The 25858-nt window shown below is 63.4% G+C and carries 27 protein-coding genes and 1 tRNA gene; 10 read left to right on the top strand and 18 right to left on the bottom strand.

What is annotated here, in order from left to right:
* Positions 1-49 precede the first annotated feature (49 nt).
* The 3 genes from GO499_RS07615 to ilvC all read right to left on the bottom strand — a co-directional run bounded on the left by GO499_RS07615 (position 50) and on the right by ilvC (position 2759).
* Positions 50-1231 carry an MFS transporter gene (locus GO499_RS07615; protein WP_161861639.1) on the bottom strand — a complete coding sequence of 394 codons (1182 nt, stop codon included), beginning with the start codon at positions 1229-1231 and terminating at the stop codon, positions 50-52.
* Entirely contained in the window at positions 1218-1619 is a 402-nt protein-coding gene (locus GO499_RS07610; protein ID WP_161861638.1) for a DUF6524 family protein, read from the bottom strand. Before GO499_RS07610 ends, GO499_RS07615 begins: the two co-directional genes overlap by 14 nt.
* Before the next feature lie 117 nt (positions 1620-1736).
* Positions 1737-2759 carry a ketol-acid reductoisomerase gene (gene ilvC / locus GO499_RS07605; RefSeq protein WP_161861637.1) on the bottom strand — a complete coding sequence of 341 codons (1023 nt, stop codon included), beginning with the start codon at positions 2757-2759 and terminating at the stop codon, positions 1737-1739.
* 129 nt (positions 2760-2888) lie between these two features.
* Here ilvC and GO499_RS07600 point away from each other — a divergent pair, with 129 nt between their 5' ends.
* Positions 2889-3350: an Lrp/AsnC family transcriptional regulator gene (locus GO499_RS07600; RefSeq protein ID WP_161861636.1), complete on the top strand. Its 462-nt coding sequence runs from the start codon at positions 2889-2891 to the stop codon at positions 3348-3350.
* Positions 3347-3802 carry an Lrp/AsnC family transcriptional regulator gene (locus tag GO499_RS07595; protein WP_161861635.1) on the top strand — a complete coding sequence of 152 codons (456 nt, stop codon included), beginning with the start codon at positions 3347-3349 and terminating at the stop codon, positions 3800-3802. The genes GO499_RS07600 and GO499_RS07595 overlap by 4 nt, the downstream gene beginning before the upstream one ends.
* 12 nt (positions 3803-3814) lie before the next feature.
* On the opposite strand, the gene GO499_RS07590 is transcribed toward GO499_RS07595, so the two are convergent.
* Entirely contained in the window at positions 3815-4999 is a 1185-nt protein-coding gene (locus GO499_RS07590) for an FAD-dependent monooxygenase (protein ID WP_161861634.1), read from the bottom strand.
* 35 nt (positions 5000-5034) lie between these two features.
* A complete protein-coding gene (locus GO499_RS07585) occupies positions 5035-5676 on the bottom strand; it encodes a pyrimidine 5'-nucleotidase (protein ID WP_161861633.1) in 642 nt (213 codons plus the stop codon).
* Between the two features lie 140 nt (positions 5677-5816).
* Here GO499_RS07585 and GO499_RS07580 point away from each other — a divergent pair, with 140 nt between their 5' ends.
* The 3 genes from GO499_RS07580 to GO499_RS07570 are packed head-to-tail and all read left to right on the top strand — an operon-like array spanning position 5817 to position 8024.
* Positions 5817-6452 carry a GntR family transcriptional regulator gene (locus tag GO499_RS07580; RefSeq protein ID WP_161861632.1) on the top strand — a complete coding sequence of 212 codons (636 nt, stop codon included), beginning with the start codon at positions 5817-5819 and terminating at the stop codon, positions 6450-6452.
* The gene (locus tag GO499_RS07575) at positions 6445-7200 is read left to right on the top strand and encodes a fumarylacetoacetate hydrolase family protein (protein WP_161861631.1); all 756 of its coding nucleotides are present in this window, start codon (positions 6445-6447) and stop codon (positions 7198-7200) included. The genes GO499_RS07580 and GO499_RS07575 overlap by 8 nt, the downstream gene beginning before the upstream one ends.
* On the top strand, positions 7200-8024 hold the full coding sequence (locus GO499_RS07570) for a hypothetical protein (RefSeq protein ID WP_161861630.1): 825 nt from the start codon (positions 7200-7202) through the stop codon (positions 8022-8024). The genes GO499_RS07575 and GO499_RS07570 overlap by 1 nt, the downstream gene beginning before the upstream one ends.
* 657 nt (positions 8025-8681) lie before the next feature.
* On the opposite strand, the gene GO499_RS07565 is transcribed toward GO499_RS07570, so the two are convergent.
* Both GO499_RS07565 and carA read right to left on the bottom strand, forming a co-directional pair.
* Entirely contained in the window at positions 8682-10457 is a 1776-nt protein-coding gene (locus GO499_RS07565) for a glycosyltransferase family 2 protein (RefSeq protein ID WP_161861629.1), read from the bottom strand.
* 68 nt (positions 10458-10525) lie between these two features.
* Entirely contained in the window at positions 10526-11728 is a 1203-nt protein-coding gene (gene carA, locus GO499_RS07560) for a glutamine-hydrolyzing carbamoyl-phosphate synthase small subunit (RefSeq protein WP_161861628.1), read from the bottom strand.
* A 193-nt stretch (positions 11729-11921) separates the two neighbouring features.
* Here carA and GO499_RS07555 point away from each other — a divergent pair, with 193 nt between their 5' ends.
* A complete protein-coding gene (locus tag GO499_RS07555; protein WP_161861627.1) occupies positions 11922-12377 on the top strand; it encodes a GatB/YqeY domain-containing protein in 456 nt (151 codons plus the stop codon).
* 34 nt (positions 12378-12411) lie between these two features.
* Here the strand turns inward: GO499_RS07555 and GO499_RS07550 are convergent, their stop codons facing one another.
* Positions 12412-12981, bottom strand: coding sequence for a DUF2244 domain-containing protein (locus GO499_RS07550; RefSeq protein ID WP_161861626.1), 570 nt, complete (start codon positions 12979-12981; stop codon positions 12412-12414).
* Positions 12981-14618, bottom strand: coding sequence for a cytochrome c oxidase subunit I (ctaD, locus tag GO499_RS07545; RefSeq protein WP_161861625.1), 1638 nt, complete (start codon positions 14616-14618; stop codon positions 12981-12983). Before ctaD ends, GO499_RS07550 begins: the two co-directional genes overlap by 1 nt.
* 319 nt (positions 14619-14937) lie before the next feature.
* Between ctaD and GO499_RS07540 the strand changes: the two genes are divergently transcribed.
* On the top strand, positions 14938-15198 hold the full coding sequence (locus GO499_RS07540; protein WP_161861624.1) for a hypothetical protein: 261 nt from the start codon (positions 14938-14940) through the stop codon (positions 15196-15198).
* A gap of 102 nt (positions 15199-15300) precedes the next feature.
* Here GO499_RS07540 and GO499_RS07535 read toward each other — a convergent pair whose 3' ends face one another.
* Positions 15301-15513, bottom strand: a complete 213-nt coding sequence (locus tag GO499_RS07535; RefSeq protein WP_161861623.1) for a DUF1127 domain-containing protein — start codon at positions 15511-15513, stop codon at positions 15301-15303.
* A 154-nt stretch (positions 15514-15667) separates the two neighbouring features.
* Between GO499_RS07535 and GO499_RS07530 the strand changes: the two genes are divergently transcribed.
* Positions 15668-17290 (top strand): tetratricopeptide repeat protein, encoded by a 1623-nt coding sequence (locus tag GO499_RS07530; protein WP_161861622.1) that lies wholly within the window; start codon positions 15668-15670, stop codon positions 17288-17290.
* A gap of 11 nt (positions 17291-17301) precedes the next feature.
* Here the strand turns inward: GO499_RS07530 and lipB are convergent, their stop codons facing one another.
* Together lipB and GO499_RS19680 are read right to left on the bottom strand one after the other, a co-directional pair.
* Positions 17302-17982 carry a lipoyl(octanoyl) transferase LipB gene (lipB, locus tag GO499_RS07525; protein WP_161861621.1) on the bottom strand — a complete coding sequence of 227 codons (681 nt, stop codon included), beginning with the start codon at positions 17980-17982 and terminating at the stop codon, positions 17302-17304.
* 67 nt (positions 17983-18049) lie between these two features.
* On the bottom strand, positions 18050-18172 hold the full coding sequence (locus GO499_RS19680) for a hypothetical protein (RefSeq protein WP_284154925.1): 123 nt from the start codon (positions 18170-18172) through the stop codon (positions 18050-18052).
* Between the two features lie 193 nt (positions 18173-18365).
* Here GO499_RS19680 and GO499_RS07520 point away from each other — a divergent pair.
* Positions 18366-18452, top strand: a tRNA-Leu gene (locus GO499_RS07520).
* A gap of 257 nt (positions 18453-18709) precedes the next feature.
* On the opposite strand, the gene nqrF is transcribed toward GO499_RS07520, so the two are convergent.
* The 6 genes from nqrF to GO499_RS07490 are packed head-to-tail and all read right to left on the bottom strand — an operon-like array spanning position 18710 to position 24652.
* Positions 18710-19933, bottom strand: coding sequence for an NADH:ubiquinone reductase (Na(+)-transporting) subunit F (gene nqrF, locus GO499_RS07515; protein ID WP_161861620.1), 1224 nt, complete (start codon positions 19931-19933; stop codon positions 18710-18712).
* Between the two features lie 10 nt (positions 19934-19943).
* Entirely contained in the window at positions 19944-20552 is a 609-nt protein-coding gene (gene nqrE / locus GO499_RS07510; RefSeq protein WP_161861619.1) for an NADH:ubiquinone reductase (Na(+)-transporting) subunit E, read from the bottom strand.
* Positions 20552-21205 carry an NADH:ubiquinone reductase (Na(+)-transporting) subunit D gene (locus tag GO499_RS07505; RefSeq protein ID WP_161861618.1) on the bottom strand — a complete coding sequence of 218 codons (654 nt, stop codon included), beginning with the start codon at positions 21203-21205 and terminating at the stop codon, positions 20552-20554. Before GO499_RS07505 ends, nqrE begins: the two co-directional genes overlap by 1 nt.
* Positions 21205-22050, bottom strand: a complete 846-nt coding sequence (locus tag GO499_RS07500; RefSeq protein ID WP_431309896.1) for a Na(+)-translocating NADH-quinone reductase subunit C — start codon at positions 22048-22050, stop codon at positions 21205-21207. Before GO499_RS07500 ends, GO499_RS07505 begins: the two co-directional genes overlap by 1 nt.
* A 55-nt stretch (positions 22051-22105) precedes the next feature.
* Positions 22106-23305 carry an NADH:ubiquinone reductase (Na(+)-transporting) subunit B gene (locus tag GO499_RS07495; RefSeq protein ID WP_161861616.1) on the bottom strand — a complete coding sequence of 400 codons (1200 nt, stop codon included), beginning with the start codon at positions 23303-23305 and terminating at the stop codon, positions 22106-22108.
* A gap of 3 nt (positions 23306-23308) precedes the next feature.
* Positions 23309-24652: a Na(+)-translocating NADH-quinone reductase subunit A gene (locus tag GO499_RS07490; protein ID WP_161861615.1), complete on the bottom strand. Its 1344-nt coding sequence runs from the start codon at positions 24650-24652 to the stop codon at positions 23309-23311.
* A gap of 174 nt (positions 24653-24826) precedes the next feature.
* On the opposite strand from GO499_RS07490, the gene GO499_RS07485 reads away from it, so the two are divergent.
* The gene (locus GO499_RS07485; RefSeq protein WP_284154924.1) at positions 24827-25846 is read left to right on the top strand and encodes an FAD:protein FMN transferase; all 1020 of its coding nucleotides are present in this window, start codon (positions 24827-24829) and stop codon (positions 25844-25846) included.
* Positions 25847-25858: the final 12 nt, after the last annotated feature.

Here is a 25858-nt window from a genome sequence, read left to right as displayed (position 1 = left end):
TTGGCTGGGCTGCTGTCTACCGGCTCACTTATGGATTGTCGATGCCAAATCAACGCTCTTTCGCGGCCGATTCCCCCGCAAACAGATGCACCAGCGCCAGCGCCGCGAACAGCCCGGCCGAAATGCCCAACGGCCCCAGCCCATAAGCTTCGATCACCGCGCCGCCATAGGCCGCACCCATGGCGAATCCCACGTAGATCGCCGCAGCGTTCAGCGCCAGCACAACCGTCTGTGCCTCCGGTGCGCGCGCCAGCAGGCGCAACTGCTGCGCCGCCATGAACGACCACCCGAAAACCGACCAGATGAATGTCAGCGTCGCCAGCAGCGCAAAGGATATGCCGCCCCCGACGACCATGGGATAGGAATAGAGAGGCATCAGCACGACCTGCGAAAGTGTCAGCATCGCCAGCGTCCGTACAGGCCCCAGCCGATCGGCCATCCATCCACCGGCGAGGTTGCCGAGCACCGCGCCGACACCGAAGATCAGTAGCATCAGCGTAACCCCGTTGCGCTCATAGCCCTGAATTTTGGCAAGAAACGCCGCAAAGTAAGTATAGAACACGTTGATGGAGCCGATGAAACTTGCCGTGAACGACACCGCCAGCATCATCCGCCAGTCCAGCAGCGCCCGGCCCAGTGTTCCCAGACGCGTCGGCTGGAATTGCAGGCCGCGCGGCACGATCCTTGCGATCAGCCAGATGCAGGGCAGGGCCAGAACCACTACCAGCAGGAAACTCGCCCGCCAGCCCAGGGCATAGGCGATGAAACTGCCCACCGGCACGCCCAATACCTGTGCCAGCGTCAGCCCGAACACCACCTGCGCCAACGCCCGCCCACGCTGCTCCGGCGCGCTGACAAGGGCCGCCACCGCGGCTGAGGCCGGGGTGAACAGGCCAGCGCCGGCAGCCACGAGAATACGCGAGGCGAACAAGAGCGTTACTGTCGGCGCCAGCGCCGACAACAGCGTGCCAAAGGCGAACAGCGCCAAGGCGAACATCAGCAACCGCCGCCGCCCCAACTCACCGGTCAGCGCGATCAGCACCGGCGAAAGCACCGCATAGGCCATGGCGTAGACAGTCATCATCCAGCCCGCCGCCGCGTGGCTGATCGCGAAGTCGTCGGAGAGCGGCACGAGAATGCCGATCACCACGAAGGCGCCCATGCCGATTATGAAGTTTCCCGCTGAAAGAACCGTGATGACGTGCCGGTCGCCGCCGTCACTCCTCGACATCGTCAACGTCAAGTTGGCCCGACAGCCCACGGCGGATGATCGACCAACTCAGCCCCACACCCATGATGAAGGAAACCGCCACCAGCCCGATCCACGTCAGCGCACCGGGGTTTTCCAGACTGATGATGTTGAAATCATACAGCACCCACAGAAACGCACCGACCAGCGCCACCACCAGCAGAATACCCAGCCCGCCGATGGAGCGGAAGGTGGCCCGCAGGAAGATGACGTAACCCACCAGCAGGATGACCCCGAACAGGATCACCAGCGGCAGGCTGGCCGCGCCGTCCCCCAGCGCCCAGCGGACGTAATTCAGTTCGGTCGGATTGTAGGTGATGACGACCAGCACGAAGGCTGCCAGCCAGCGCAGAAGCAGGGAAACAAGCATGGAAACTCCTGAAACGTTTGCCCTCTTTTAGCGGGGCTGCTCCCGATCCGCCAGCCAAAGCGGCAAAGCAAAAGGGCGCCCGTTCGGACGCCCTCCGCAGCAAATTGCCCGCAGGCCTCAGTTCCGGCTCTTGTCCACCATCTTGCCCTCGGAGATCCACGGCATCATCGCCCGCAGCTTCTCGCCGACCTCCTCGATCTGGTGCGCGTCATTCTTGCGGCGCGTGCCCTTGAAGAACGGCTGGCCGACCGAATTCTCACTCATGAAGTCGCGCACGAACTTGCCGGTCTGGATGTCGGACAGGATCGCCTTCATCCGCGCCTTCGTCTCGTCGTAGGGCAGAACACGCGGGCCGGAGACGTATTCGCCGTATTCGGCGGTGTTCGAGATCGAGTAGTTCATGTTGGCGATGCCGCCCTCGTAGATCAGGTCCACGATCAGCTTCACTTCGTGCAGGCACTCGAAGTAGGCCATTTCCGGCTCGTAGCCGGCTTCCACCAGCGTCTCGAAGCCCATGCGGATCAATTCCACGAGGCCACCGCACAGCACCGCCTGCTCGCCAAAGAGGTCGGTTTCGCACTCTTCCTTGAAGTCGGTTTCGATGATGCCGGACCGGCCGCCGCCGATGGCCGAGCAGTAGGATTTGCCGATTTCCAGCGCGTTGCCGGAGGCGTCGTTGTGAACCGCCACGAGGCAGGGCACGCCGCCGCCCTTCACGAACTCACCGCGCACCGTGTGGCCGGGGCCCTTCGGTGCCATCATGATCACGTCGACACCCGGCTTCGGCTCGATCAGGCCGAAATGCACGTTGAGGCCGTGGGCAAAGGCAATCGCCGCACCTTCGCGCAGGTTGTCATGCACGTATTTCTTGTAGGTCTCGCCCTGCAGTTCATCGGGCATCGTCATCATCAGCACATCGGCCCAGGCGGCCACTTCGGCCAGCCCCATAACCTGCAGGCCCTCGCCCTCGGCCTTGGCCTTGGAAGCGGAGCCGTCGCGCAGGCCGATGGCCACGTTCTTGGCGCCGCTGTCGCGCAGGTTCAGCGCATGGGCATGGCCCTGGGAACCATAGCCGATGATGCCGACCTTCTTGTCTTTGATCAGGTTGATGTCGCAATCGCGATCGTAGTAGACGCGCATATCCGTTCCTCCGGGTTCAGTCTTCGGCTGCAGAATAGGCTATGTGCGCCGATACTTTCTTCTCAGATTGCATAAATGGACAAAATGAGCGAAAGATCATTCGCCATCTCAACAAATTTCGCGTAAAACATGCAAGCACTCGACGATACCGACAGACGCATTCTCCGCCTCCTCCAGGCCGACGCCACGCTCGCCAATTCGGAGCTTGCCGATGCCGCCGGCTTGTCCGCCGGTGCCGCATGGCGACGGGTCGAAAAACTGGAGGCTGCGGGCGTCATCACCGGTCGCACGATCTCGATTGACCCCAAGGCCCTTGGCTTTGAGGTTCAGGTTTCGCTCCGCATCACACTCGACAAGACAGTCTCGAACGCCTTCGACATCTTTACCGCTGAAGCCCGGAAAATCGCCTTCGTGCAGGAAATCCAGACATTGCTCGGCCGCGTCGACATCCGGCTGGAAATCGTCGCCCGCGATCTCGCCCATTACCAGCAGATCTACAAGGAGCAAATACTGGCCCTGCCGCACATCGCCGACATCGAGGCGCTGATGCTCGTCTCGGAACTCAAGAACACCGGCGCGGTGCCGATATGATCGATCTTGATGACACAGACCGCGCCATCCTCCGCGCCCTGCTGGCTGACGGCGGCCTTTCCGCCAAGGCCGTCGGCGAGGCAACCGGCCTCTCCCAGCCCGCCGCCTGGCGCCGCATCCGGCGGTTGGAAGAGGCGGGCGTGATCACCGGCCGCCATATCACGGTGAACGCCGATGCCCTCGGATACGGTGTTTCCGTCTTTCTCGGCATAAAGCTCGCCGGCCGTGGCCGCGCCTCGCTCGCCGATTTCGAACGCGCCGTCACCGCCATTCCGGAAGTGCAGCTCGTCCAGCACGTCCTCGGGCTCTATGATTATCGCCTGAAGGTCGTGGCGCGCGATATTGCCGATTTCGAACGCATCCTGCGCCGCCGCATCATGACCCTGCCGGGCGTTGGCGATGTGGAATCGAACGTCCTGCTCAGCAGCGAAACCCGGCCACTGCCGATCTGATACGGCGCTGGCTCACCCCAGCCCGGCCTTCATCACCGCCGCCTTCAACGGCCCCTCCGCCATCGCCCGCAATCCGAGGTTCCGCAGGTCCCGCAAACCCTGCGCCTCCGCCATCGCCGCCCGGTTCAGCGCATCGACGCCCGCGATGCGCGTGGCAATATCGCCAGCCCGCGCTCGCGCGTAACGCTCCAGCAGTGCCCGGTCGCCGATATCGCCTGCACCGACCATCAGGTCACGCAACACGGCGATGTCTTTCAGGCTCATGTTCAGCCCCTGCGCTCCGATCGGCGGAATCACATGCGCAGCTTCGGCGATCAGCGCCAGCCGTGGCCCGAACAACCGCTCCGCCTTCTGAGATATTATTGGCCACGCCCCAACGCCCGTCGCCACCCGCAGATGCCCCAGCACCCCGCAGGCTCGCGCATTCAGCGCATCCTCGAAAGCATCGCTGTCCAGCGCCATCAGTTCTGCCGCCCGCGCATTCATCTCCATCCAGACAACGGACGAGTGCGGCACACCCTCCCTGTCCGGCAATGGTACCAGCGTGAACGGCCCGCCGCTGCGGTGGATCTCGGTGGAGACGAACTCATGTGGCAGGGGGTGCGACACTGCGAACACCAGCGCCTTCTGGCCATAGCTTACCCGCCGCACACCGATACCGGCTGCCTCGCGCAACTGGCTGTTGCGTCCGTCCGCCGCCACAACCAGCCGGGCACGCACCTGCCGCCCGTCGTTGAGGCCAACAATCGCGCCCGCCGTCCGCCCGGTGTGGCGCACGACGGAAACCCCGCGCTCCAGCCGCGCCCCCGCCAAGTGCTCCAGATGCGCGACCATCTCGCGCCGCAGCAGCCAGTTCGGAAGATTGGCGCCAAATCGCTCCTGTCCGATCTCCTCCGCCCGGAAATCCTGAACCTGCCGAATGGAATTTTCCGCACCGCCGGCATCCGCCAGTCGCATGACGCGCAGATCTGTCGCGAAGCCTTCCAGCCGTGCCCAAAGGCCGGCGGCCCGCAACACCTCGATCGAAGGCTCCAGAAATGCGGTGCTGCGCAGGTCCGCGCCAGTGTCTCCTTCCGCCACCACGAGTGGTGAAGGCTCCACACAGGTCACGTCGAAACCGGCAGCGACAAAGGCCGCCGTTGCCACCAGTCCGGCAACGCCACCGCCGGAAACCACGATATCAGTGTCGAAATCCATGCCGCAAACCTAGGGCGAAACCCGGTGCGCGGCCATCAAACCAGCCGCGACAGAAAGTCCACCAGATCCTCGGTGGAGTGATGCACGTGCGGATGCTCCTGATGCGGTCCAACCAGCACTGTTTTCATGCCCAAACCGTGCGGCACGGCCAGATTGCGGGGATCGTCCTCGAACATCGCCGCCGCCGAGCAGCGCAACTGCGCCAGCGCAAATACGCGCTCGAAGGCCAACCCGTGCGGCTTGGGGTGATAGCCCGCATCCTCGACGCCGAAATAGGCGTCCATCACGCCACCCAGCCCGCGTGCCTCCAGCACGCGCTCCGCATGGCGGCGCGACCCGTTGGTATAGACGATCTTGCGTCCCGGTAGCGCCGCTATCGCGGCCCTCAATTCCGGGCTCGGCAACAGGCCCGACAGGTCGATGTCATGGACTTTTTCGAGGAACGGGTCCGGTTCCAGCCCATGTTCCTCCATCAATCCCGCCAGCGTTGTGCCATGGTCGCGCCAGTACCTGTCGCGCAGCACCGCTGCCTCCGCCTCGGAAATCGCCAGCGCATCCATGATGTAGCCCGACATCCGGCTCTCGATCTGCAGGAACAGATCGGCACCGGGGTCGTACAATGTGTTGTCGAGGTCGAAGACCCAGTCCTGAACGTGATCGAAAGCCGCTTTCACCATACCAGCCGCCTACGCCCAAAACCGCCGCACGGCAAGGGCCTGCCGCCGGCCAGTGGCCATTCGCCACGGCCCAAACTCTCGACAACGGCACCCGCCCCGGCTAGCAAAACATCAGGAAGTTTACAGAGGAACAGAAAATAATGCCCGATCTTCCCACGAAGGACGCCTACGATCTGCTGCTCGCCGCCATCGACGCAGGCGAATACCGGCCCGGAGACAAGCTGGTGGAGGCCGATCTCGCCGACAGGTTCGGTGTCTCCCGCACGCCGATCCGGGAGGCGTTTCAGCGGCTGGAAACGCAGGGCGTGCTTTCCCGCGATGGCCGCTCGCTGATCGTCGCCACCCTGTCGCACAACCAGATGGGCGAACTCTATGTCGTGCGCATGGAACTGGAGGGGCTGGCCGCCCGCCTCGCCGCCCAGCATGCGGCACCGGAAGAGATCCGCGTCCTCTATCTGATGATCGAGGATGATCGCGCCCTCACCGGCGATCCCGATGCCCTCTCTCGTGCCAACAAGCGCTTCCACCGCCAATTGCACCTCGCATCCCACAACCGCTACCTCGTCCAGCAGCTCGAAATGGTCCACCGCTCCATGGCCCTGATGACCACCACCTCCTTCGCCCAGCCCGGCAGGGGCGAGAAGGCACTCGACGAACACGTGGAGATCGTCAAGGCCATCGAGGCCCGCGACGGCGAACTTGCCGATCGCTCCATTCGCGGGCACATCTCCATCGCCTTCGAGACGCGCCTGAAACTCGGGGCGGCAAATGCCTGAACTGGCAGACGCTCTGGCGCAGGAGATTTCGGCCCGCGCCCCGTTCCGGGAAATAAGCGCGGCGGTGCCCGACATCGCCACCGCCGCTGCGCTTCAGGACCGGGTTACGGACATCCTCGCCGCCGCGCGTGGCGGCTGCGCCGGCTACAAGATCGCCTGGAACACCGCGGCGCAACAGCGGGCGTTCGGCCTGCCGCACGCCGGCTTCGGGCGGGTGTTCCGGGATGACCTGCGGGCAAATGGCGCCTGCCTCCCCGCTGATGCCTTCAGCCATCTCGCCATCGAGCCGGAATACATCGCCCGCATGGGTAGTGATCTTGGTGCCGGCGCCAGTATCGATGCGGCTGCCGCCGCGATCGAGTCCGTACATATTGGCTTCGAACTCATGGAGCGGCGTGCCGTAGCAGCAGGGGCGGACCCGCATTCCATCATCGCCACCAACGTATTCAACGCCGGCCTCGTGCTCGGCGACACCGCGATCACCCCGACCGATCTGATGGAAATTCCGCGTCATTCACGCATGACGCTGAACGGCACCCGCCTGCTTGACGAGACCGATGCCGCGCCGGAGCCACCAGCCGCCGCCGTCGCCTTTCTCGCCAATCATTTCGGCAGCCGGGGCAGGGGGCTGAAGGCCGGAGATCTGGTGCTCTGCGGGGCACATCTAGCGCCGCTCCCCGTCGAGCCGGGCAGCAGTCTCGAATTTACGGTCACGGGCTTCGAGCCGGTGACAATGCGCTTCGGCTGATGCCCCGACTGATCCTGCATATCGGCATCATGAAGACGGGCAGTTCAGCGCTGCAGCGTTTTTTCGCCCGCAACCGCGCCGTTCTGCCCGCCTTCGGTCTGCATTATCCCAAGGCCACCGCCGCTGATGGCCGACCACTGGAGAAACACGCCGATATCGTTGAAGCCCTGCAGTCGGAGGTTGCCACCGGATCTCCCCATCCCAGGCTCGGCCCAGCCCGGGATGTCCTTGAACGCTACCTGTCTCGGGCCGAACGCCGCCGCACGACCTTGCTCAGCGCCGAGGGCCTCGCCGTTCACCGCTATCCCGGAGCCCAGCTCTTCGAGGGTTTGCAGCAAAGGTTCGACATCCGCGTCGTCGTCTTTCTGCGCCGTCAGGACGAATGGGCCCTTTCGACCTACAGGGAGCACGTGATGCGCCCCGACATCGCCGAATCCCGGCCGTTCCGGGATTGGGTCGAGGCACCGGAGATCCAGGCCCAGATGGATTACGACGGTCTGCTGACGGCATGGATGCGCGCCGTCGGCGAGGAGAACATCCGCGTCCTGCGCTACCCGCACGAGTTGCCGCTGCTGCCGTCCTTCCTGAAGGCGGCCGACCTGCCGCGGGCATTACTGTCGCTGCCGTTTCACACGGCAAGGGTGAAGGAAAGCGTCACGGACACGGTCCTGCTCGACCAGCTTGTCGCCAACGGCGGTGTGCCGCAGAAGCCGGACCTGTCGCAGGAGGAACGCGACCAACTGCTGGATACGTTCCAGCGCAGCAACTACCTCGCCAAGAACCGTTTCCGGCCCGAACTCGGACCGCTCTTCGCAATGGATTGAGACCGGGCGCGAGTACCCGGGCCTGCAAATCGAAGCATCGGCCAAGGCGCACCCACTGCCCTCGACCGGGCTGCACGGAAGGGCCAACAGCACGTCTTCCGCGCCCAAACCCTGACGGGGCCTGCGCCACAACCCCATCAATGCGACGCCAATGATCAATCCAACTCGTTGACAAAGCCGCACCCCGCGCGATGTCAAAAACGCCGTCAGCGCCGCGGTGCCTTCCGCAACACGACGCCGGACCAACCACGCTTCCCGTCCCTGATTTGAATTTTGCCAGAAGACCGCCGAGGCCGCGGTTTGGATACTATTGCAGGCTTCCGGTGCCACTCCCCAAGGCCTGCCCCGCAAACCGGCAGTGCCGCACTCTTTTGATGCTGTGTCCATCACTGGCCCAGGCCACTAAACTACCCAGCCCCGGACCGTGGCGAGCCATCAATCGCGTGGCAACACTCATAGCGCCGCACTCCGGCCCGATCGGACAGTGACAGTTCCGCCCCCTCACGGCTCCACATTTCCGACAGCGCCGCGACCCGGTCCGCACCAGACACTGACTTCGCCGCATCGTGACCTCGACGGGACGCGAACGTACTAAACCAAAGGCCGTTACATGGCGCCCGCAGGATTCGCATCGCATTTGCTTCGCGTACCGTCAGGCTACAATCCGTGCCGTGTCTTGGCCCAGTAAAACGGTCTCGTGAACAATTCCAGCACGGCACGATAGGCAGCGACGGCCCCCAATGGCCAGTAGAGCGTCAGCGTCAGTACCACCGGCCACAGATGCCGCCGCTCCGGCGCACTCGTCGCGCGGAAGGCCACTGCCAGCATCAGCATCTGACCGATGATCATCGAACTAAAGAATGCGATCCACAGTGGCGCCGGCAGTGCCTGCCAGAGGGCGAGGTCGAGCCCGAACGTGGCCGTCCACAGCAGCCAGAACAACGGTGTGGCAAGGTAGGAGGTCAACCCGCCGAGGAACAACACCTGAAGGCCGAGAAAGCCACTTACGCCAAGGTCCCGCAACAGGACGCCGGGCTCGCGCATATGCGTTGCCCAGGTGATGGCATAGCCCTTCAGCCACCGCGACCGTTGCCTGATCCATGCCATCGGGTGGCAGTTCGCTTCCTCCATCGTCACCGTCGGCACCATTTCCGTGCGATAGCCAAAGCGGGCCAGCCGCATTCCGAGGTCGGCATCCTCGGTGACGTTGTGAGCGTCCCAACCACCGACTTCCTGCAGGAGGGCGCGGCGAAAGAACACCGTTGTGCCGCCCAGCGGAATTGGCAGCCCCAATCTCTGCACACCGCCCAGCAGCACCCGGAACCAGACGGCATACTCGATGGCGAAGCAGCGAGAGAGCCAGTTTGTATGGGTGTTGTAAAAGTCGAGGTAACCCTGCACGCAGGCAAGGTCCGGTGGGCCTGAATGCAGCGCCTCGACGACCTTCAGCAACTGGTCCGGTTCCGGCCGGTCCTCGGCATCATAGACGCCGACGATTTCTCCGTCGCAGAAATCCAGAGCATAGTTCATCGCCCGCGGCTTGGTGCGCAGTGCCGAAGGCGGCACCGGCAGCACCGTCATCCAGTCCGGAAGGTCGATCTGCGCAAGCGCCAGTATCGTGGCCCGGTCGTCGGCCTCTATCACCAGTTTCACGTCCAGCCTCTCATGGGGGTAGCTGGTCTTCTCAAGTGCGGAAACGAGGTTGCGCAGCACCACATCCTCGCCCAGCAGCGGCACCAGCAGCGACACGCGCGGCAATGTGCGATGCTGAAACAGCGTCGTCACGTTGGCGCCGGGGCTTACCTCCTCAGGTATCCTGCGAAAGCTTTCCCGTAATCCGACAGCCCGCAGTGCCATCGTCAGGAAGTTCATCGCCGTGATCCAGACCAGCAGCGCCGCAAGCAGCGCAAACGGCGCCAGCGCCAGCGTGGAAATCAGAACGAGGGCCAGTGCCAGCACGGAACGGCGGCTCACCCGCCAGTTGCGGCAGGAGAGGAACGCCGGGCAGCGCGTTTCGGCTGCCTGCGCCAGCCTGTCGCTGAAGGCCTGCGCCACGGCGGTGCGTATCTCGTCCGGTGGTGCCGTGGCAAAGGCGTATTTACCATCCCAGTCCGGAAGCTCCCGGCGAATGGCACCGATATCTCCGGGCCGGGCCAGGGCGATGATGATTGTCTTGCCGATGCGCGCCCAGGGCATGTAGCCGAGTGTGAGACAAGACCGGGCCGAGAAGCGTGCCAGCAACTCTTCCGGCAACCCCTTGCGAGAGGGTGCGGCCAGCGCACGTCGGTCGCCTTGCAGATGCAGCGCGCCACTAATGTTGTCGCTCCGGCGTTCGGCAATCGCCGCGAGCGTTTCGTCCAGCCGCAGTCGACCGTGCGCGAACACCGGTCTGGCCCGCCAATTGGGCACATCTGGTTTGAGAAGCACAGCCACGCAACAACGACTCCGACCCTGAAGGCAATCCGACGGATCGACTCTGGGCCGGTGTGGTTAAGAAAACCTTAAGCTGGCTGCGTCTGAGGTTCCATGAAGGATACAAACCGTTCGAACAGATAGAAGCTGTCCTGCGGGCCGGGGCTGGCCTCCGGATGATGCTGGACCGAAAAGATCGGCCGGTTCTTCACCGCGATTCCACAATTCGAGCCGTCGAACAGCGAAACATGCGTCTCCTCGACGTTGTCCGGCAGGCTTTGGCTGTCCACCGCGAACCCGTGGTTCATGGAGGTGATCTCCACCTTGCCGGTGGTATGGTCCTTCACCGGATGGTTGGCGCCGTGATGTCCGTGGTTCATCTTCAGCGTCCGCCCGCCAAGCGCCAGCGCCAGCATCTGGTGTCCGAGGCAGATACCGAAAATAGGCATCTCCGATTTCTCCATGATCTCGCGGATCATCGGTACGGCGTATTCACCCGTCGCCGCCGGGTCGCCCGGACCGTTGGAGAGGAACAGGCCGTCCGGATTCTGCGCCAGCACTTCCTCGGCTGTCGTCGTCGCGGGCATCACCGTCACGTCGCAACCGGCAGAGGCAAGGCAGCGCAGGATGTTGCGCTTGGCACCGTAGTCGATGGCCACGACCTTGTGGCCCGGCGTTTCCCGCTTAGGGAACCCGTCCGGCCAGGCCCAGCGCATCTCGTCCCAACGGTAGGACTGGGTGCAACTGACCTCCTTCGCCAGATCCGCGCCTTCCAGCCCAGCAAAGCCCATGGCCAGCCGGTGCAATTCCTCGATGTTGAAATTGCCCTCCGGATCATGGGCAATGGCGGCATGGGGCGCGCCCTGATGGCGGATCGCCCGCGTCAGCCGCCGCGTATCGACGCTTCCGATGCCGATGCGTCCGCGCCGTGCCAGCCAGGCCGCCAGCGTCTCTTCCGCCCGCCAGTTCGAAGGTTCGGTCGGGTCCCATTTCACTACCATGCCGGCCGCCACCGGTTCCGCCGTCTCGTCATCCTCGGGCGTTACGCCGGTGTTGCCGATATGGGGGAAAGTGAAGGTCACGACCTGCCCGGCATAGGACGGGTCGGTCATGATCTCCTGATAGCCGGTCATCGCGGTGTTGAAACACAGTTCGGCCACGGCCACACCGGTGGCCCCGAACCCCTTGCCGTGGAAGACCTGCCCATCCGCCAGTACGATGCAAGCCGTTGGGATGTCTGCGCTTTCGGCGCGCGCTCCCGGGGCGAGCCCGGCGGGATCGGTATCGGTCATGGGTCTGTTCCTGTGTCTGAATCCGTGCGAACCTACTCTCCCGCCACTGCGTCGTCAAGCATGGGTGCCAATTTGTAAAACTGCGGAAAAACAAAGACTTACAAAGTTGCGCCGCCGTTGTTCTTCCCGGCCGCATTCGCTATAACGCCCCCTTGTCGCCCGCCTTGGGGGCGTCGCCATCTACGAGGATACCATGATCCGCAAACGCCTGTCCGACGAACTGAAGGAGGCGATGAAGGCCCGGGAGACGACGCGTCTCTCCACGCTGCGCCTGATCAACGCCGCGATCAAGGACAGGGACATCGCCGCGCGGTCGGAAGACAACACTGAAGGTGTGTCCGATGCCGACATCCTCGGCATCCTCGCGAAAATGATCAAGCAGCGTCAGGATAGCGCGGCCGCCTATGACGAGGCTGGCCGGGTCGAACTTGCGGAAGGCGAACGGGCGGAAATCTCCGTGATCCAGAGCTTTCTGCCGAAACAGCTTTCGGAAGAGGAACAGGCGAAGGCCATCGCCGATGCGATCGCCGCATCCGGCGCCACGTCCATTCGTGATATGGGCAAGGTCATGGGTGTTCTCAAATCGAAATATGCGGGCCAGATGGATTTCGCCAGGGTCGGTCCGCAGGTAAAGGCCGCTCTCGGCTGAACGCACAGGGGCAGGGGGCGCGCCGCCGCCTGCCTCAGATCCGCGTCGGCGGTGCCTTCAGCATCGCCTGCAGCTCCTGATACAGTTCCTCCCGCTCTTCCGGGCTTAGGAACGCACCCAACTCGATCGTGCGGCCGTTGCCTCGCAGCGTCAGGTAGTTCTCCAGCTTGGCATCCTTCTGGATCGCCACCTCCACCCAGAACGGGTTGGCATGCCAGCGCTTGCGCCCACCCTTTGGGTCCACTCGTTCCACCGTCACTAGGTCCGGCCACAGCCGCAGCACCTCGTGCAGCCGTCCATCGCGATAGCTGCGCCGGAAGGCGGCGTACACGGCCAGCATCGCCATCACCAGAAAGGGGATAAGGCCCCAGGCCACGGGCGTGCCGATGAAGGGGATCAGCGGTATCAGCAGCCCGAACCCAACGATGCACAACACCACCTTCAGACCCTCCGGGCTGAGGGAACGGTGGGGCCACAGCGTGATGCTGTAACCGGGCTCATCCGTCCGCGCAAACGGGTCGGCGCCATTGGCGTCCACCAAAGCAAAAGGGGCCGAAACTTCCGTTTCGGCCCCTTCGTCATGTCTGTCCCGGTGAGGAGCCATCAGTGATGCGGCTTGTCCCACATATCCCGCGTCGGCAGGATCTCGAACGTGTGTTCCGGCGGCGGGTTGGGCAGCGTCCACTCCAGCGTGTCCGCGTGCTCACCCCAGTAGGCCGGCTCTTCCACCCGCTTGCCGGCACGGACCGTGTAGATCACGATGCCGAAGAACAGCAGGAACGACAGGCCGGAAAGGAACGCCCCGAGCGAGGACACGTAGTTCCACGTCGCGAATTCCACGGGGTAGTCGATGTAGCGGCGCGGCATGCCCTGACGGCCGAGGAAGTGCTGCGGAAAGAACGTCACGTTCGCGCCGATGAAGAACATCCAGAAGTGGATCTTGCCCAGCAGTTCCGGGTACTGGCGTCCGGACATCTTGCCGATCCAGTAGTACACGCCCGCGAAGATCGCGAAGACGGCCCCGAGGCTCATCACGTAGTGGAAGTGCGCCACCACGTAGTAGGTGTCATGATAGGCCCGGTCCACCGCGGCCTGCGAGAGAACAACCCCCGTCACACCGCCGACGGTGAACAGGAAGATGAACCCGACAGCGAACAGCATCGGCGTCTTGAACTCGATGGAGCCGCCCCACATCGTGGCGATCCACGAGAAGATCTTGATGCCGGTCGGCACCGCGATCACCATCGTCGCCAGCATGAAATAGCTCTGCTGCGTCGTGCTCATGCCAACCGTGTACATGTGATGCGCCCAGACGACGAAGCCCAGTGCCCCGATCGCGATCATCGCCCATACCATCGGCAGGTAACCGAAGATCGGCTTGCGCGAGAAGGTGGAGATGACGTGGCTGACGATGCCGAAGCCTGGCACGATCACGATATACACTTCCGGGTGGCCAAAGAACCACAGAAGGTGCTGGTAAAGGATCGGATCGCCACCGCCCGACGGGTCGAAGAACGTCGTGCCGAAGTTCCGGTCCGTCAGCAGCATGGTGATGGCCCCGGCCAGAACCGGCAGTGCCAGCAGGATCAGGAACGCGGTCACGAGGATCGACCATGCGAACAGCGGCACCTTGAACAGGGTCATGCCCGGTGCGCGCATGTTCAGGAATGTGGTGATGATGTTGATCGCGCCGAGGATAGACGATGCCCCCGAAAGGTGCACGGCGAAGATGGCGAGGTCGGTCGAAATCCCCTGTTCCGTCGTCGAAAGCGGCGCGTAGAGCACCCAGCCGATCCCGGAACCGAGCTGGCCGTTGCCGCCGGGTGCAATCACCGAGAGGACGGCCAGAGATGAACCTGCGCAGAACAGCCAGAAGGACAGGTTGTTCATGCGCGGGAACGCCATGTCTGGCGCACCGATCATCAGCGGCATGAAGAAGTTGCCGAAACCGCCGAACAGGGCCGGGATGACGACGAAGAACATCATCAGGATGCCGTGGCCCGTGATCATCACGTTCCATAGGTGGCCGTTTGGCTCACCGTCGAGCAGCATGTACTGTACGCCCGGCTCCATAAGTTCCAGCCGCATGTACATCGTGAAAGCAACGGAGATCAGTCCGAGGATCGACGAGACGATCAGATAGAGGATCCCGATGTCCTTGTGGTTGGTGGACATGAACCAGCGGGTGAAGAAGCCCCGCGTGTCGTGCTCCGCTCCGGCATGCGCTGTAGCATCAGCCATGTGTTTCTCTCCTGGACAACTTTTCGACGCCGACCTTGTACCGGTCGCGTTGACACTTGGTTTAGCGCCAAGTGGGGAAAGGCTCAACACCAATGGCATCCATTTCCAGCGTTCAATTGTCGCGCACGCCGCCCCACCTGCGGCACTTTGGGCCCCGGATTGTCGGCAACTAACCTAAAAGTTGAATAAATGCTGGTGTGAGTTACGTCCTTCAATCATACTCTGAATATGTTTCAGGTGTCAGCGGCGCCGCGGCTCCGTTCCTGAAACAGGGCGCGGCCGCGTCGCGGTCGTCGCTCGAAGTTGTAATGAGTGAGGAATGACCATGTTTTGTAACCGTTTGACCCGTCTTGCCCACACCGCTGCCTTGGCCGCCGCTACCCTGACCCTCTGCGCCACTGCCGCCTCCGCCTCGTCAGACCGTTTCGTTGATCTTCGTTCGAAACAGGATGGCACCATCGTTTCCGGCCAGCTGAAAACTTTCGACGGCGAAGTCTACGTGCTGCTGACCCCGGTTGGTGAACTGCGCATCGACTCTGGTGTCGTCACCTGCTCCGGGCGGATCTGTCCCAAGCTCTGAGGGCACGCTGCACTGCTACGAAAGACGGCGGCAGAGACCCTGCCGCCGTGCGTTGCTGGAAATCCTGTTCTGAAGACACCGCATGGTGCGGCGCCCTGCCGGTCAGCGGCGGTGGCCGGTCACCTCGCCGCGGGTCAGGCCGATATCGTCCAGCATGTAGTCCGGCATCTCGGCCAGTGCGCGGGCATCGCGATACTTGCCATCCACCGCCGCCAGCCAGTCCAGCACCCGGAGCCATGCCGGTTTTCCCGCCTCCGCACCGAATCCGGCCGGCAGGGTGGTGTGGAATTTCGTGGTTCTGGTTGCGATGGTCATCGGACTGTCTCCTGTCTCCTGTCACTGTTGACGGTCCCACACTCGCACCCGCCCGCAATTCCACCATCAGTGGCGCCCGCAAATTCGCATCCGCATCGTAAAAATTCCGCAAAAAGGGATGCAGACCCACAAAAACCGTGGAAGAGAGTGACGCATGAGCGCCGATCTTCGCATAACCGTCCACGGTCCTTTCCGACTGTCCGCCAGTTGCCCGCTGCCGGCGCTGTCGCGGCGTGCTCAGGCAATGCTGGCCTTCCTCTCGCAGCAACCCCAGATGCGCGCAGAACGGGCGGAGATCGCCGACCTGTTGTGGAGCGACCGGCCGGAGGAGCAGGCCCGCGCCTCCCTCCGCCAGGAACTCTCGGTCCTCCGCCGCGCCCTGCCGGACGGCCTGCTGACGGCCAACCGCCAGTCCATCGCGCTGGACGAAACCCGGTGTGAGGTCGACAGCACGGGGCAGGGGGTGTTCATGCAGGGCTTTGACCTGCCTTCCGAGGGATTCGAGGATTGGCTGCGGACGATCCGCAACCGTCCGGCGGGCGCCACGGAAGCCTCACCCGCCCGCGCCCGGCCGGTCACCCGCCCGCGTCCGGGCCTCGTCGTCCTGCCGTTCGAGGAAATCGGCTCGGCCGAGGACGACATGTTCGCCGACGGCATCGTCGAGGAAATCACCGGAGCGCTCAGCCGTGTCCACGATTTCCACGTCATCGCCCGCCAGACGGCGCTGGCCCTCGGTCGGCAGGCCGGCCAGAGCACGGCCGCCGAACGGCTGGATGTCGATTACATCGTCGAGGGCTCCGTGCGCCGCGCCGGCGAAAGGGTGCGCATCGCCGTCCACCTGATTGCCGCCGCCGACGGCCGCACCCTGTGGTCCGAACGATTCGACGACCGGCTCGACGATCTGTTCGATCTTCAGGACAGGATCGCGGCGCAGGTTGCCGGCCAGATATCTCCCAATCTGCGCAACGCCGAGATCGAGCGCGCCCGCTCTCGCCCGCCGACCGACCGCACCGCCTATGATCTGACGCTGCTCGCCTACCCGAAGTTCTGGACGCTGGAGCAGGCGGACAGCAGGGACGCACTGCGGCTGGTGTCAGAGGCAATCGAGCGCGACCCCGAATTCGCGCCAGCCCTCGGTCTCAAGGCATGGCTGATGGCGCACCAGGTCACCTACATGTGGTCACGCAACCCGCGCGAAGACCGGGCCGAGGCGATGGACCTCGCTGTCCGTGCCGCCCGCCACGCCGGAGACCACGTGCCGACGCTCGTCGCCATCGGTGCCACCTGCGCCCAGGCGGGTGTGGACATGGCCCTTGCCCGTCACCACATCGACACCGCCCTGCGCCTCGATCCCAACAGCGCCTGGGCATGGTTGCGCAGGGGCTGGCTGCACCAGTACCGGGCCGAGACGCCGGAGGCGCTCGCCGCCTTCGACAGGGCGGAGGAACTCAGCCCGCTGGACCCGTTCCTGCATCAGATCCACTTTGGCCGCGCCGCCACGCTCTACCGCTGGGGCGACCAGACGGAAAAGGGCATCAGGATGATCGAGGAGGGCTTGCGCCTCTATCCAGGCGTCCACTGGCCGCTGCGGATGCTGGCCGTCGCCTACGCGCGCCAGGGCCGGCTGGAGGAGGCGCGCGATGCCGTCACCCGCCTGCGGACCCGTTTGCCGCATGTCACGCTTGCCTATCTTCAGGCCTGCCTGCCACCCCTCGCTTCACTCGACCGTGACAACTACATCGGCACGCTTCGCCAGGCCGGATTTCCCGAGGCGTGACGGGCACGCCGTCAGCCGGTCTGGCCGAATACCATGTCGAAGCTGCGCTTCAGGGCCACGTCCACATCCGCCATCGTCACCGGCAGGCCCAGGTCGAGCAATGAGGTGACGCCGTGGCCGCTGATGCCGCAGGGCACGATCCCCTCGTAGTCGCGCAGGTCCGGCTCCACGTTCAGGGCGATTCCATGAAAAGCCACCCAGCGGCGCACCCGCACCCCGATGGCCGCGATCTTGTCCTCCGCCGGGCTGCCGTCCGGTGCTGGCGGCTTCTCGGGCCGTACAACCCAGACACCCACGCGGCCCGGCCGCCGCTCGCCCGTCACACCGAATTCCTCCAGCGTGCGGATGATCCATTCCTCCAGTCGCCAGACATAGGCCCGCACGTCGCGTCCGCGCCGGTTCAGGTCCAACATGGCGTAGGCCACCCGCTGCCCCGGTCCGTGATAGGTGTATTCTCCGCCCCGCCGCGCCTGAAACACGGGCAGCCGTCCCGGTTCCAGCAGATCCTCGGGCAGTGCGCTGGTACCGGCGGTGTAAAGGGCAGGGTGTTCAAGCAGCCATACCTGCTCTGCCGCCGTACCCGCGAGCATTCCCTCCACCCGCGCCTCCATCGCCGCCAGTGCCTCGGCATATTCCACGGGCGCGGCGCTGATCGTCCAGTCAAGCGTATGTTTCAGAAGGGGGGCGTTCATCGGGCGTCAATCTCCGTTGCAACCCGATTATATGCCCTCGGCAGCAGCGGCTACAAGCCGTTGCCGGTCAGAGCGCCTGCGCCCGCTCCAGCAACCGTTCGGCCATACCGCCGACGCGGGTGTTGGTGCTGAGATCGACCCACGCCATTGCGGCAACGAGCAGCAGGAAAACAAAGGTAATCATGTTCATGTCAGCCTCCACCTTGGTTCATGACACCTTTCCACCACAGGTTGCGCTGCGTGACTGTTCGCTGCGAAACACGACCGCAAAAAACACTGTGCCACGAGATAACCCCCCACCCGGCGCAAAAAATCTTCCCGCGTCGCCAATTTCCCCTTTCCCTCCCCGAATGCCTTCGCTAAACACCGCCACACCATTTCATGCGGTCGTGGCGGAATTGGTAGACGCGCAGCGTTGAGGTCGCTGTGGGGTAACTCCCGTGGAAGTTCGAGTCTTCTCGACCGCACCATTTTTCAGGTGACAATCCGAAACCGGATAACCACCTGCGAAATCCTGAATTCCCAGTATCAGTTAAAAATGAGTTCAGGCGCATGCGCCTGATGCATCGCGTGTCCGCGATGGCATCGGACCTGCTCGCGACAGTCTTTAGTCAGCGGTCCACAGGACCAGTCTGATACTTGCTCATGGACTAGATTGCTTGCGCCCCATGCGCATCGGCTCGCCGCAATAAGGAAAGGGCGGCACCGCAGCGCCGCCCTTCAATTCCTAACCGCCGAAATCATCCAGCATGATGTCTTCGCGATCGACCCCCAGTTCGAGGAGCATGTTGATCACCGACTGGTTCATGATCGGCGGACCACACATGTAGTATTCGCAGTCTTCAGGGTTTGGATGATCCTTGAGGTATTCCTCGTACAGGACGTTGTGGATGAAGCCGGTGTAGCCCTTCCAGTCGTCCTCGGGCAGGGCATCGGAGAGGGCCACATGCCATTCGAAGTTCGGGAACTCCGCCGCCAGTTCGTCGAAATCCTCGACGAAGAACATTTCCCGCTTCGACCGTGCCCCGTACCAGAACGTGATCTTGCGATCCTTGTTCTTCAGGCGTTTGAGCTGGTCGAAGATGTGGCTGCGCATCGGCGCCATGCCGGCACCGCCACCGATGAATATCATCTCCTTCTCCGTCTCCCGCGCGAAGAACTCGCCGAACGGGCCGGAGATCGTCACCTTGTCGCCGGGCTTCAGGTTGAAGATGTAGGAAGACATCTTGCCGGGCGGTATACCCTCCGTCCGCGGCGGCGGCGTGGCCACGCGCACGTTCAGCATGATGATCCCTTTTTCATCGGGGTAGTTCGCCATCGAATAGGCACGTTCGATCGGCTCTTCCAGCTTCGATTCATACTGCCAGAAGTTGAACTTGTCCCAATCCTCCCGATACTCCTCCTCCACGTCGAAGTCGGAGTATTTCACCTGGTGGGCAGGGGCCTCGATCTGGATATAGCCGCCGGCACGGAAGTTGACGTCCTCGCCCTCGGGCAATTCCAGCACTAGCGCCTTGATGAAGGTGGCGACGTTCTCGTTGGAACGCACGGTGCATTCCCACTTCTTCACGCCGAACACCTCTTCGGGCACCTCAACCTGCATGTCCTGCTTCACCGCCACCTGGCAGGAAAGCCGGTCGCCGCAGGCGGCCTCGCGCTTCGTGATGTGGCTCTCCTCCGTCGGCAGGATGGACCCGCCGCCCTCGTGGATGCGAACCCGGCACTGGGCGCATGTGCCGCCCCCGCCACAGGCGGAGGGCACAAAAAGCTTTTCAGCGGCCAGCGTCTGCAACAGCTTGCCGCCCGCCGGCACGGAGATCGTCTTCTCGCCATTGATCGTGATGTTGACGTTGCCGGTGGACACCAGCCGTGAACGCGCCATGAGGATAATCGTCACCAGCGCGATGACGATCAGCGAGAAGAGCAGGACGCCGAGAGAGAAAGTCTGCATCTGCCGCTCCTCAGAGTTTGACGCCGGAGAAGGACATGAAAGCCATGGCCATCAATCCGGCGCTGATGAAGGTGATCCCGAGCCCCTGCAACCCGTCGGGAATGTCGGAATACTTCAGCTTCTCGCGCACGCCCGCCATCGCCGTGATCGCCAGCGCCCAGCCAAGACCGGAGGAGATGCCATAAACGGTTGATTCCGCCAGGTTGTAGTCCCGCTCCACCATGAAAAGCGACCCGCCGAGGATGGCACAGTTCACAGTGATCAGCGGCAGGAAGACGCCAAGCGCGTTGTAGAGCGGCGGAAAGTACTTATCGAGGACCATTTCCAGGATCTGAACCATCGCCGCGATGACCCCGATATAGGAGATGAGGCCGAGGAAGGTCAGATCGACATCCGGGAACCCGGCCCAGGCCAGCGCACCGGGCGCCAGCAGGTAAGTCAGGATCAGGTTGTTGGCCGGCACCGTGATCGTCTGCACCAGCGTCACGGAAATGCCGAGGCCGATGGCCGTGGCGATTTTCTTCGACACCGCGAGAAACGTGCACATGCCGAGGAAGAAGGCCAGCGCCATGTTCTCGACGAAGATCGCCTTCACGGCAAGGGAAAGAAGCGCTTCCATCAGTGTGCCTCCACGACCTGGATGCGGTATTCACGTTCTTCGACCTGTTCCGGCTTCCAGGAGCGGAACGCCCAGATCAGCAGCCCGATGACGAAGAAGGCAGAGGGCGGCAGCAGCAACAGGCCGTTGGGCACGTACCAGCCACCGTTGTTCACGGTCTCCAGAATGGTGATCCCGAACAGCGAGCCTGAACCGAAGAGTTCGCGGATGAAACCAACCAGCATCAGAATCAGCCCGTAGCCCAGGCCATTGCCGACCCCGTCGACAAAACTCGCGACCGGCGGGTTCTTCATGGCGAAGGCCTCGGCCCGGCCCATGACGATGCAGTTGGTGATGATCAGCCCCACGAACACCGACAGTGTCTTGGAAATCTCGTAGGCATAGGCCTTCAGCACCTGGTCGACCACGATCACCAGCGAGGCGATGATGATCATCTGCACGATAATTCGGATCGAACTCGGGATCTGGCTGCGCAGGACGGAAATGAACATCGACGAGAAGCCCGTCACCAGCGTCACCGCAATGGCCATGACCGTCGCCACCTGCAATGACGAGGTGACAGCCAGCGCGGAACAGATGCCCAGCACCTGCAGCGTGATCGGGTTGTTGTCGACCATCGGGTCGACAAGCATGGTCCGGTAGGTCTGTGCCATCAGATCTCTCCCGCTCTTACTCGTTCAAGGAAAGGCTCGAAGCCCCGCTCGCTCATCCAGAACCGGACGAGGTTGTCGACCCCGCGAGAGGTCAGCGTCGCGCCGGAAAGGGCATCAACATGATACTCCCGCCCCTCGGGCGGCGGCGTCTTGGCAACGGTGATCGCCAGTTCGCCCTCGCCATCCTCGGTGCGCAGCAGCTTGTCCCGCCACAACGACTTCCAGCGCGGGTTGTCCACCTCGGCGCCGAGGCCGGGGGTCTCCGCGTGCTCGTAGAACTGCAATCCGTAGATGGTATTGCCGTCCTCCTCGACAGCTATGAAACCATATAGCGTCGACCAAAGACCGTAGCCGTAGACCGGGAGAATCACCTTGTCGAGCGAACCGTCCTCGTTGCGCAGCAGGTAGATTGTCACGTAGTTGGCCTGCCGCCGGATACTTGCCGGGTCGTCCTCCAGCGGGGCAGAGAGGGTCAGGTCCGCCGCGGCCGCCCGGTCATCGAACTCGTATGGGTCGAACTCGTCGGTAAACTCGCCCGAGGCCAGTTCCAGTACATGCGGCTCGAACGCCTCGAAGGCCTCGGCCACATCGACACCGTCCTCATACAGCCCGGCGACCTCCACGATGTTCACCTGCTTGTCCAGCGCCGCGTTCCGCTCCTGCAACGGCCGCAACGATACGGCGGCGGCGGAGACGACCATGGAGGCAACGAGACAAAGCCCCAGCGCCACGATCACGGTCTTGGCGGTGTTGTCCGCCGGTGTGTCGAGGAACCGGCGCAGGAAACCTGTTGAGCCTACAAGCTCTCCCTCCGGTGCCGGCAGGTCCCGGTCTGGCGGGTTCATCTCCGGCGTGAAATCCTGCGTGTCCTTGTCGTTCACGGTGTTGTCGGTATCCTTGTCAGGCATTGCGGCGGGCCCTCCTGCGGATATTGGCCTGCACGACGAAATAGTCGATCAATGGGGCGAAGACGTTGCCGAACAGGATGGCCAGCATCATGCCCTCCGGAAAGGCCGGATTGACCACCCGGATCATCACCACCATGAAACCGATCAACGCGCCGTAGATGTAACGGCCGAGGTTGGTATGCGAACCTGAAACCGGTTCGGTGACCATGAACACCAGTCCGAAGGCATAGCCGCCGATCACCAGATGCCAGTACCACGGCGTCGCGAAGGCCGGGTTGGTGTCGGAGCCGATGAGGTTCAGCAGCACAGAGAAACCGATCATCCCGCCAAGACAGCCGACGACCATCCGGTAGTTGGCGATCCGCGTCGCCAGCAGGAAAGCCAGGCCGATCAGACAGGCCAGCGTCGAGGTTTCGCCGATGCAGCCCTGTATCGTCCCGAAGAACGCATCCCACCACGTAATGCCGTAGGAGGGCAGGGCGGCCGGTCCCTCGGCTGCGGTCACGGCCAGTGCCGTCGCGCCGGAAAACCCGTCCACCGGTGTCCAGATCGTATCGCCCGACATGTAGGCCGGATACGCGAAATAAAGAAACGCACGGCCGACCAGTGCGGGGTTGAGGAAGTTCTTGCCGGTGCCCCCGAACACTTCCTTGCCAATGACGACGCCAAAGGAAATGCCCAGCGCCACCTGCCACAGTGGCGTCGATGCTGGCAGGATCAGCGTGTAAAGCATTGAGGTAACGAGGAAACCTTCGTTCACCTCGTGCCTGCGCACCGTGGCGAACAACACTTCCCAGGCGCCACCCGCCGCAAGGGTGACGATGTAGATGGGCAGGAAATACAGCAGCCCGTGCGCCATGTTCGCAAGCGGGTTGCCGGGGTTGAAGCCGATACCCACCGCGTCGATGATCGCCGCCCGCCAGCCGGACGGCCCGAACTCCTGGATCGCCATATTCGTCTGCAATCCGGTGTTGTAGAGTCCGAACAGGATGCAGGGGATCGTCGCGATCACGACGTAGGTCATGATCCGCTTCATGTCGATGTAGGACCGTGCGTGCGGCGCGGCCGTCGTTACCGTCTTGGGTGTGAACAGGAAACTTTCGACCATTTCGTACATGGGGAAGTACTTCTCGTACTTGCCGCCCCTGACGAAGTTCGGCTCGATCCTGTCGAAGAAGCTGCGCAGCCCCATGGCTCAGCCCTCCCTTTCGATCTTGGCAAGGCAGTCGCGCAGGGCGAGCCCGTATTCATACTTGGCCGGGCAGGCGAACCCGACGAGGCCGAGGTCTTCCTCGTCCAGTTCCAGCGCACCCAGCGCCTGCGCCTGATCGGTGTCCATCACCAGCAACGACCGCAACAACTGTGTCGGCAGGAAATCCTGCGGCATCAGTTCCTCGAACGTCCCGATCGGCACCATCGCCCGGCGGCCACCGTTGAGGTTGGTCGTCAGGTTGTAGATCTTGCTGGCAAAGGCAGAGCCCAGCACCGGCTGATAGGCATATTTCGACGGCATCGGCCGAATCCAGCCCATCGGGATCTGCTTGTCGTCCTCTTCAATCAGCGTGATCTGGCGGGCATAGCGGCCAAGATATGCATCCGCGCCCACCCCGGCGCGGCCGGAAAGCACGGAGCCGGAAATCATGCGCGCCGGCAGATTGTCGGGGTTGTCACCGGCGCACAGCTCCCTCATCGAAGCGCCGGCCACCGTCCGCACCAGTCGCGGCTTGTCGGCCAGCGGCCCGGTAATTGCGATCACCCGGCGGCTGTCCAGCGTGCCTGTCAGCAGCAGCCGTCCGATGGCGATCACGTCCTGATAGCCGATGGTCCAGACAAACTGCCCGGTCGTTGGCGGTTTCAGGAAATGCATGTGCGTTCCGGCCAGTCCGGCCGGATGCGGCCCCGCAAAGGTCGCCACCTGCACGCCAGCCACATCGCCGACGGGCACGTCGGCGCCCGCCGCATGGCACAGCCAGGTATCGCCATCCGTCAGCATCGCCACCGCTTCCAGACCGCGCACGAACGCCTCCGCCGCCTCGGCGATGATCGGCGCCGGGTCGGCGGCCAGCGGCTCGGTATCCATTGCCGTGACGAAGATCGCCGCGGGGCGATCCGTCGTTGCCGGAACCTTGGAATAGGGACGGGTGCGGAACGACGTCCACAGCCCGGCAGCACCCAGCCGCTCGGCCAGGCCCTCCGGCGTGCTCACGTCGCCGACCTCAGAGAAATCCACCGCCGGAGCGGCATCGGCGTCGATCTCGATCTCGACGCTGATCAACTTGCGACGCGCACCACGGTTGATTGCCTTGATCCGTCCGGAAACCGGCGCGGTGATCACCGCCTCCGGCGTATCCTTGTGGGCAAAGATCGGCGCGCCTGCGCCGACGACATCGCCTTCCTCGACGGACAGCCGCGGTTTCAGGCCGATGTAGTCACCTCCCAGCAGCGCAACCGTGCGAACGGTTGTATCTTCCACCGGTTCTCCCGACGCGGCACCCGCGATGGGGAGATCGAGGCCTTTTCGAAAATTGAAGTTTTGCACTTGGGTCGCCAACAGATAGTTTTTCCCCTTATGCAACGCCGCGCCGGCGAATAAAACCGTTTCAATCACGGATTTAGGAGTTATTTTGTAGGCGGCCCGCGGTTGCGGCCATCCTGACAAGATTATATGCACGGAGTGCGCCTGTGGCGCGGCCAACCTACGGAGTTATGCGCAGTGGCAGGTATCACGACAATTTCCCGGCGATCGTTCCTCATCATGTCCGCGGCGGCCCTTGCTGCCTGCCGGGAGAAGGACGAGGTGCTGAAAATCACCGGGATGACGATGGGCACGCAGTACAATGTCATCGCCATCGCGCCGAACCGTCAGGTGCAGAAACCGGCCGTCGTCGCCGCGATCGAGACCGCGCTGGCCGAGGTCAACGCCCAGATGTCCAACTGGGATCCGGCGTCGGAAATTTCGCGAATCAATGCCGCCGGCAGCGAAACCATCCAGCTTTCGCCCGCGCTCGCCCATGTCCTCGAAGGTGCCGATTCTGTCCACCGCGCCAGCGATGGCCGGTTCGACGTCACCGTCGGCCCGCTGATCGACCTGTGGGGATTCGGCGCCGGCACCACGCAGCCGCATGTTCCCGCAGATGCGGAGATCACGGCAGCGATGGCACGCACCGGCCAGTCCCGCGTCCTCGACATACAAGGTGCCACCCTGCGCAAATCCGGTCCCGAGGCCGGCATCTATCTCTCCGCCATCGGCAAGGGCCACGGCGTCGATCGCGTCGCCGAGGCGGTTCGCGGGTTCGGTATCACCGATTTCATGGTCGAGATTGGTGGCGATCTCTATACCTCCGGCCGTAATGCAGACGGCACGGCATGGCAGATCGGCATCGAGAACCCCGTCGCCGGCAACCGTTCCGTCTACCGCGTGGCCGAAGTCTCCGATCTCGGCATGGCCACCTCCGGTGACTACCGCAATTATTTCGAATCGGATGGGACGCGCTATTCCCACATCATTGACCCGGCCACCGGCCGGCCAATCCTGCATGACACCGTTTCGGCAACCGTCCTGACAGACAGCGCCATGCTCGCCGATGCCTGGGCCACGGCAATGCTGGTGCTCGGCCGCGCCCGCGGGCTGGAAATCGCCGAGACGGAAGGCCTCGCCGTCGCCTTCATCGACCGCACGGGAGATACCTTCACCACGACGGAGAGCAGCCGCTTCGCCGCCCTGCAGGCCTGACGCACCGAAAGG

It is taken from the genome of Algicella marina (genome assembly GCF_009931615.1).
GTDB lineage: Bacteria > Pseudomonadota > Alphaproteobacteria > Rhodobacterales > Rhodobacteraceae > Algicella > Algicella marina.
The sequence above is the reverse complement of the archived record's forward strand: the minus strand, read 5'-3'. Positions and strand labels throughout refer to the sequence as shown.

What these genes read in the sequence shown, in the direction of transcription:
- GO499_RS07585 (WP_161861633.1), bottom strand. Translation starts at nt 5,676, where the DNA reads ATGGTGAAAGCGGCTTTCGATCACGTTCAGGACTGGGTCTTCGACCTC.
- GO499_RS07615 (WP_161861639.1), bottom strand. Translation starts at nt 1,231, where the DNA reads ATGTCGAGGAGTGACGGCGGCGACCGGCACGTCATCACGGTTCTTTCA.
- GO499_RS07495 (WP_161861616.1), bottom strand. Translation starts at nt 23,305, where the DNA reads ATGGGGCTGCGCAGCTTCTTCGACAGGATCGAGCCGAACTTCGTCAGG.
- carA (WP_161861628.1), bottom strand. Translation starts at nt 11,728, where the DNA reads ATGACCGATACCGATCCCGCCGGGCTCGCCCCGGGAGCGCGCGCCGAA.
- lipB (WP_161861621.1), bottom strand. Translation starts at nt 17,982, where the DNA reads ATGAACGCCCCCCTTCTGAAACATACGCTTGACTGGACGATCAGCGCC.
- GO499_RS07600 (WP_161861636.1), top strand. Translation starts at nt 2,889, where the DNA reads ATGCAAGCACTCGACGATACCGACAGACGCATTCTCCGCCTCCTCCAG.
- GO499_RS07535 (WP_161861623.1), bottom strand. Translation starts at nt 15,513, where the DNA reads ATGACCATCGCAACCAGAACCACGAAATTCCACACCACCCTGCCGGCC.
- GO499_RS07610 (WP_161861638.1), bottom strand. Translation starts at nt 1,619, where the DNA reads ATGCTTGTTTCCCTGCTTCTGCGCTGGCTGGCAGCCTTCGTGCTGGTC.
- GO499_RS07595 (WP_161861635.1), top strand. Translation starts at nt 3,347, where the DNA reads ATGATCGATCTTGATGACACAGACCGCGCCATCCTCCGCGCCCTGCTG.
- GO499_RS07500 (WP_431309896.1), bottom strand. Translation starts at nt 22,050, where the DNA reads ATGAACCCGCCAGACCGGGACCTGCCGGCACCGGAGGGAGAGCTTGTA.
- nqrF (WP_161861620.1), bottom strand. Translation starts at nt 19,933, where the DNA reads ATGCAGACTTTCTCTCTCGGCGTCCTGCTCTTCTCGCTGATCGTCATC.
- ctaD (WP_161861625.1), bottom strand. Translation starts at nt 14,618, where the DNA reads ATGGCTGATGCTACAGCGCATGCCGGAGCGGAGCACGACACGCGGGGC.
- GO499_RS07550 (WP_161861626.1), bottom strand. Translation starts at nt 12,981, where the DNA reads ATGGCTCCTCACCGGGACAGACATGACGAAGGGGCCGAAACGGAAGTT.
- GO499_RS19680 (WP_284154925.1), bottom strand. Translation starts at nt 18,172, where the DNA reads ATGAACATGATTACCTTTGTTTTCCTGCTGCTCGTTGCCGCAATGGCG.
- GO499_RS07530 (WP_161861622.1), top strand. Translation starts at nt 15,668, where the DNA reads ATGAGCGCCGATCTTCGCATAACCGTCCACGGTCCTTTCCGACTGTCC.
- GO499_RS07505 (WP_161861618.1), bottom strand. Translation starts at nt 21,205, where the DNA reads ATGGCACAGACCTACCGGACCATGCTTGTCGACCCGATGGTCGACAAC.
- GO499_RS07575 (WP_161861631.1), top strand. Translation starts at nt 6,445, where the DNA reads ATGCCTGAACTGGCAGACGCTCTGGCGCAGGAGATTTCGGCCCGCGCC.
- GO499_RS07590 (WP_161861634.1), bottom strand. Translation starts at nt 4,999, where the DNA reads ATGGATTTCGACACTGATATCGTGGTTTCCGGCGGTGGCGTTGCCGGA.
- GO499_RS07540 (WP_161861624.1), top strand. Translation starts at nt 14,938, where the DNA reads ATGACCATGTTTTGTAACCGTTTGACCCGTCTTGCCCACACCGCTGCC.
- GO499_RS07570 (WP_161861630.1), top strand. Translation starts at nt 7,200, where the DNA reads ATGCCCCGACTGATCCTGCATATCGGCATCATGAAGACGGGCAGTTCA.
- nqrE (WP_161861619.1), bottom strand. Translation starts at nt 20,552, where the DNA reads ATGGAAGCGCTTCTTTCCCTTGCCGTGAAGGCGATCTTCGTCGAGAAC.
- GO499_RS07580 (WP_161861632.1), top strand. Translation starts at nt 5,817, where the DNA reads ATGCCCGATCTTCCCACGAAGGACGCCTACGATCTGCTGCTCGCCGCC.
- ilvC (WP_161861637.1), bottom strand. Translation starts at nt 2,759, where the DNA reads ATGCGCGTCTACTACGATCGCGATTGCGACATCAACCTGATCAAAGAC.
- GO499_RS07555 (WP_161861627.1), top strand. Translation starts at nt 11,922, where the DNA reads ATGATCCGCAAACGCCTGTCCGACGAACTGAAGGAGGCGATGAAGGCC.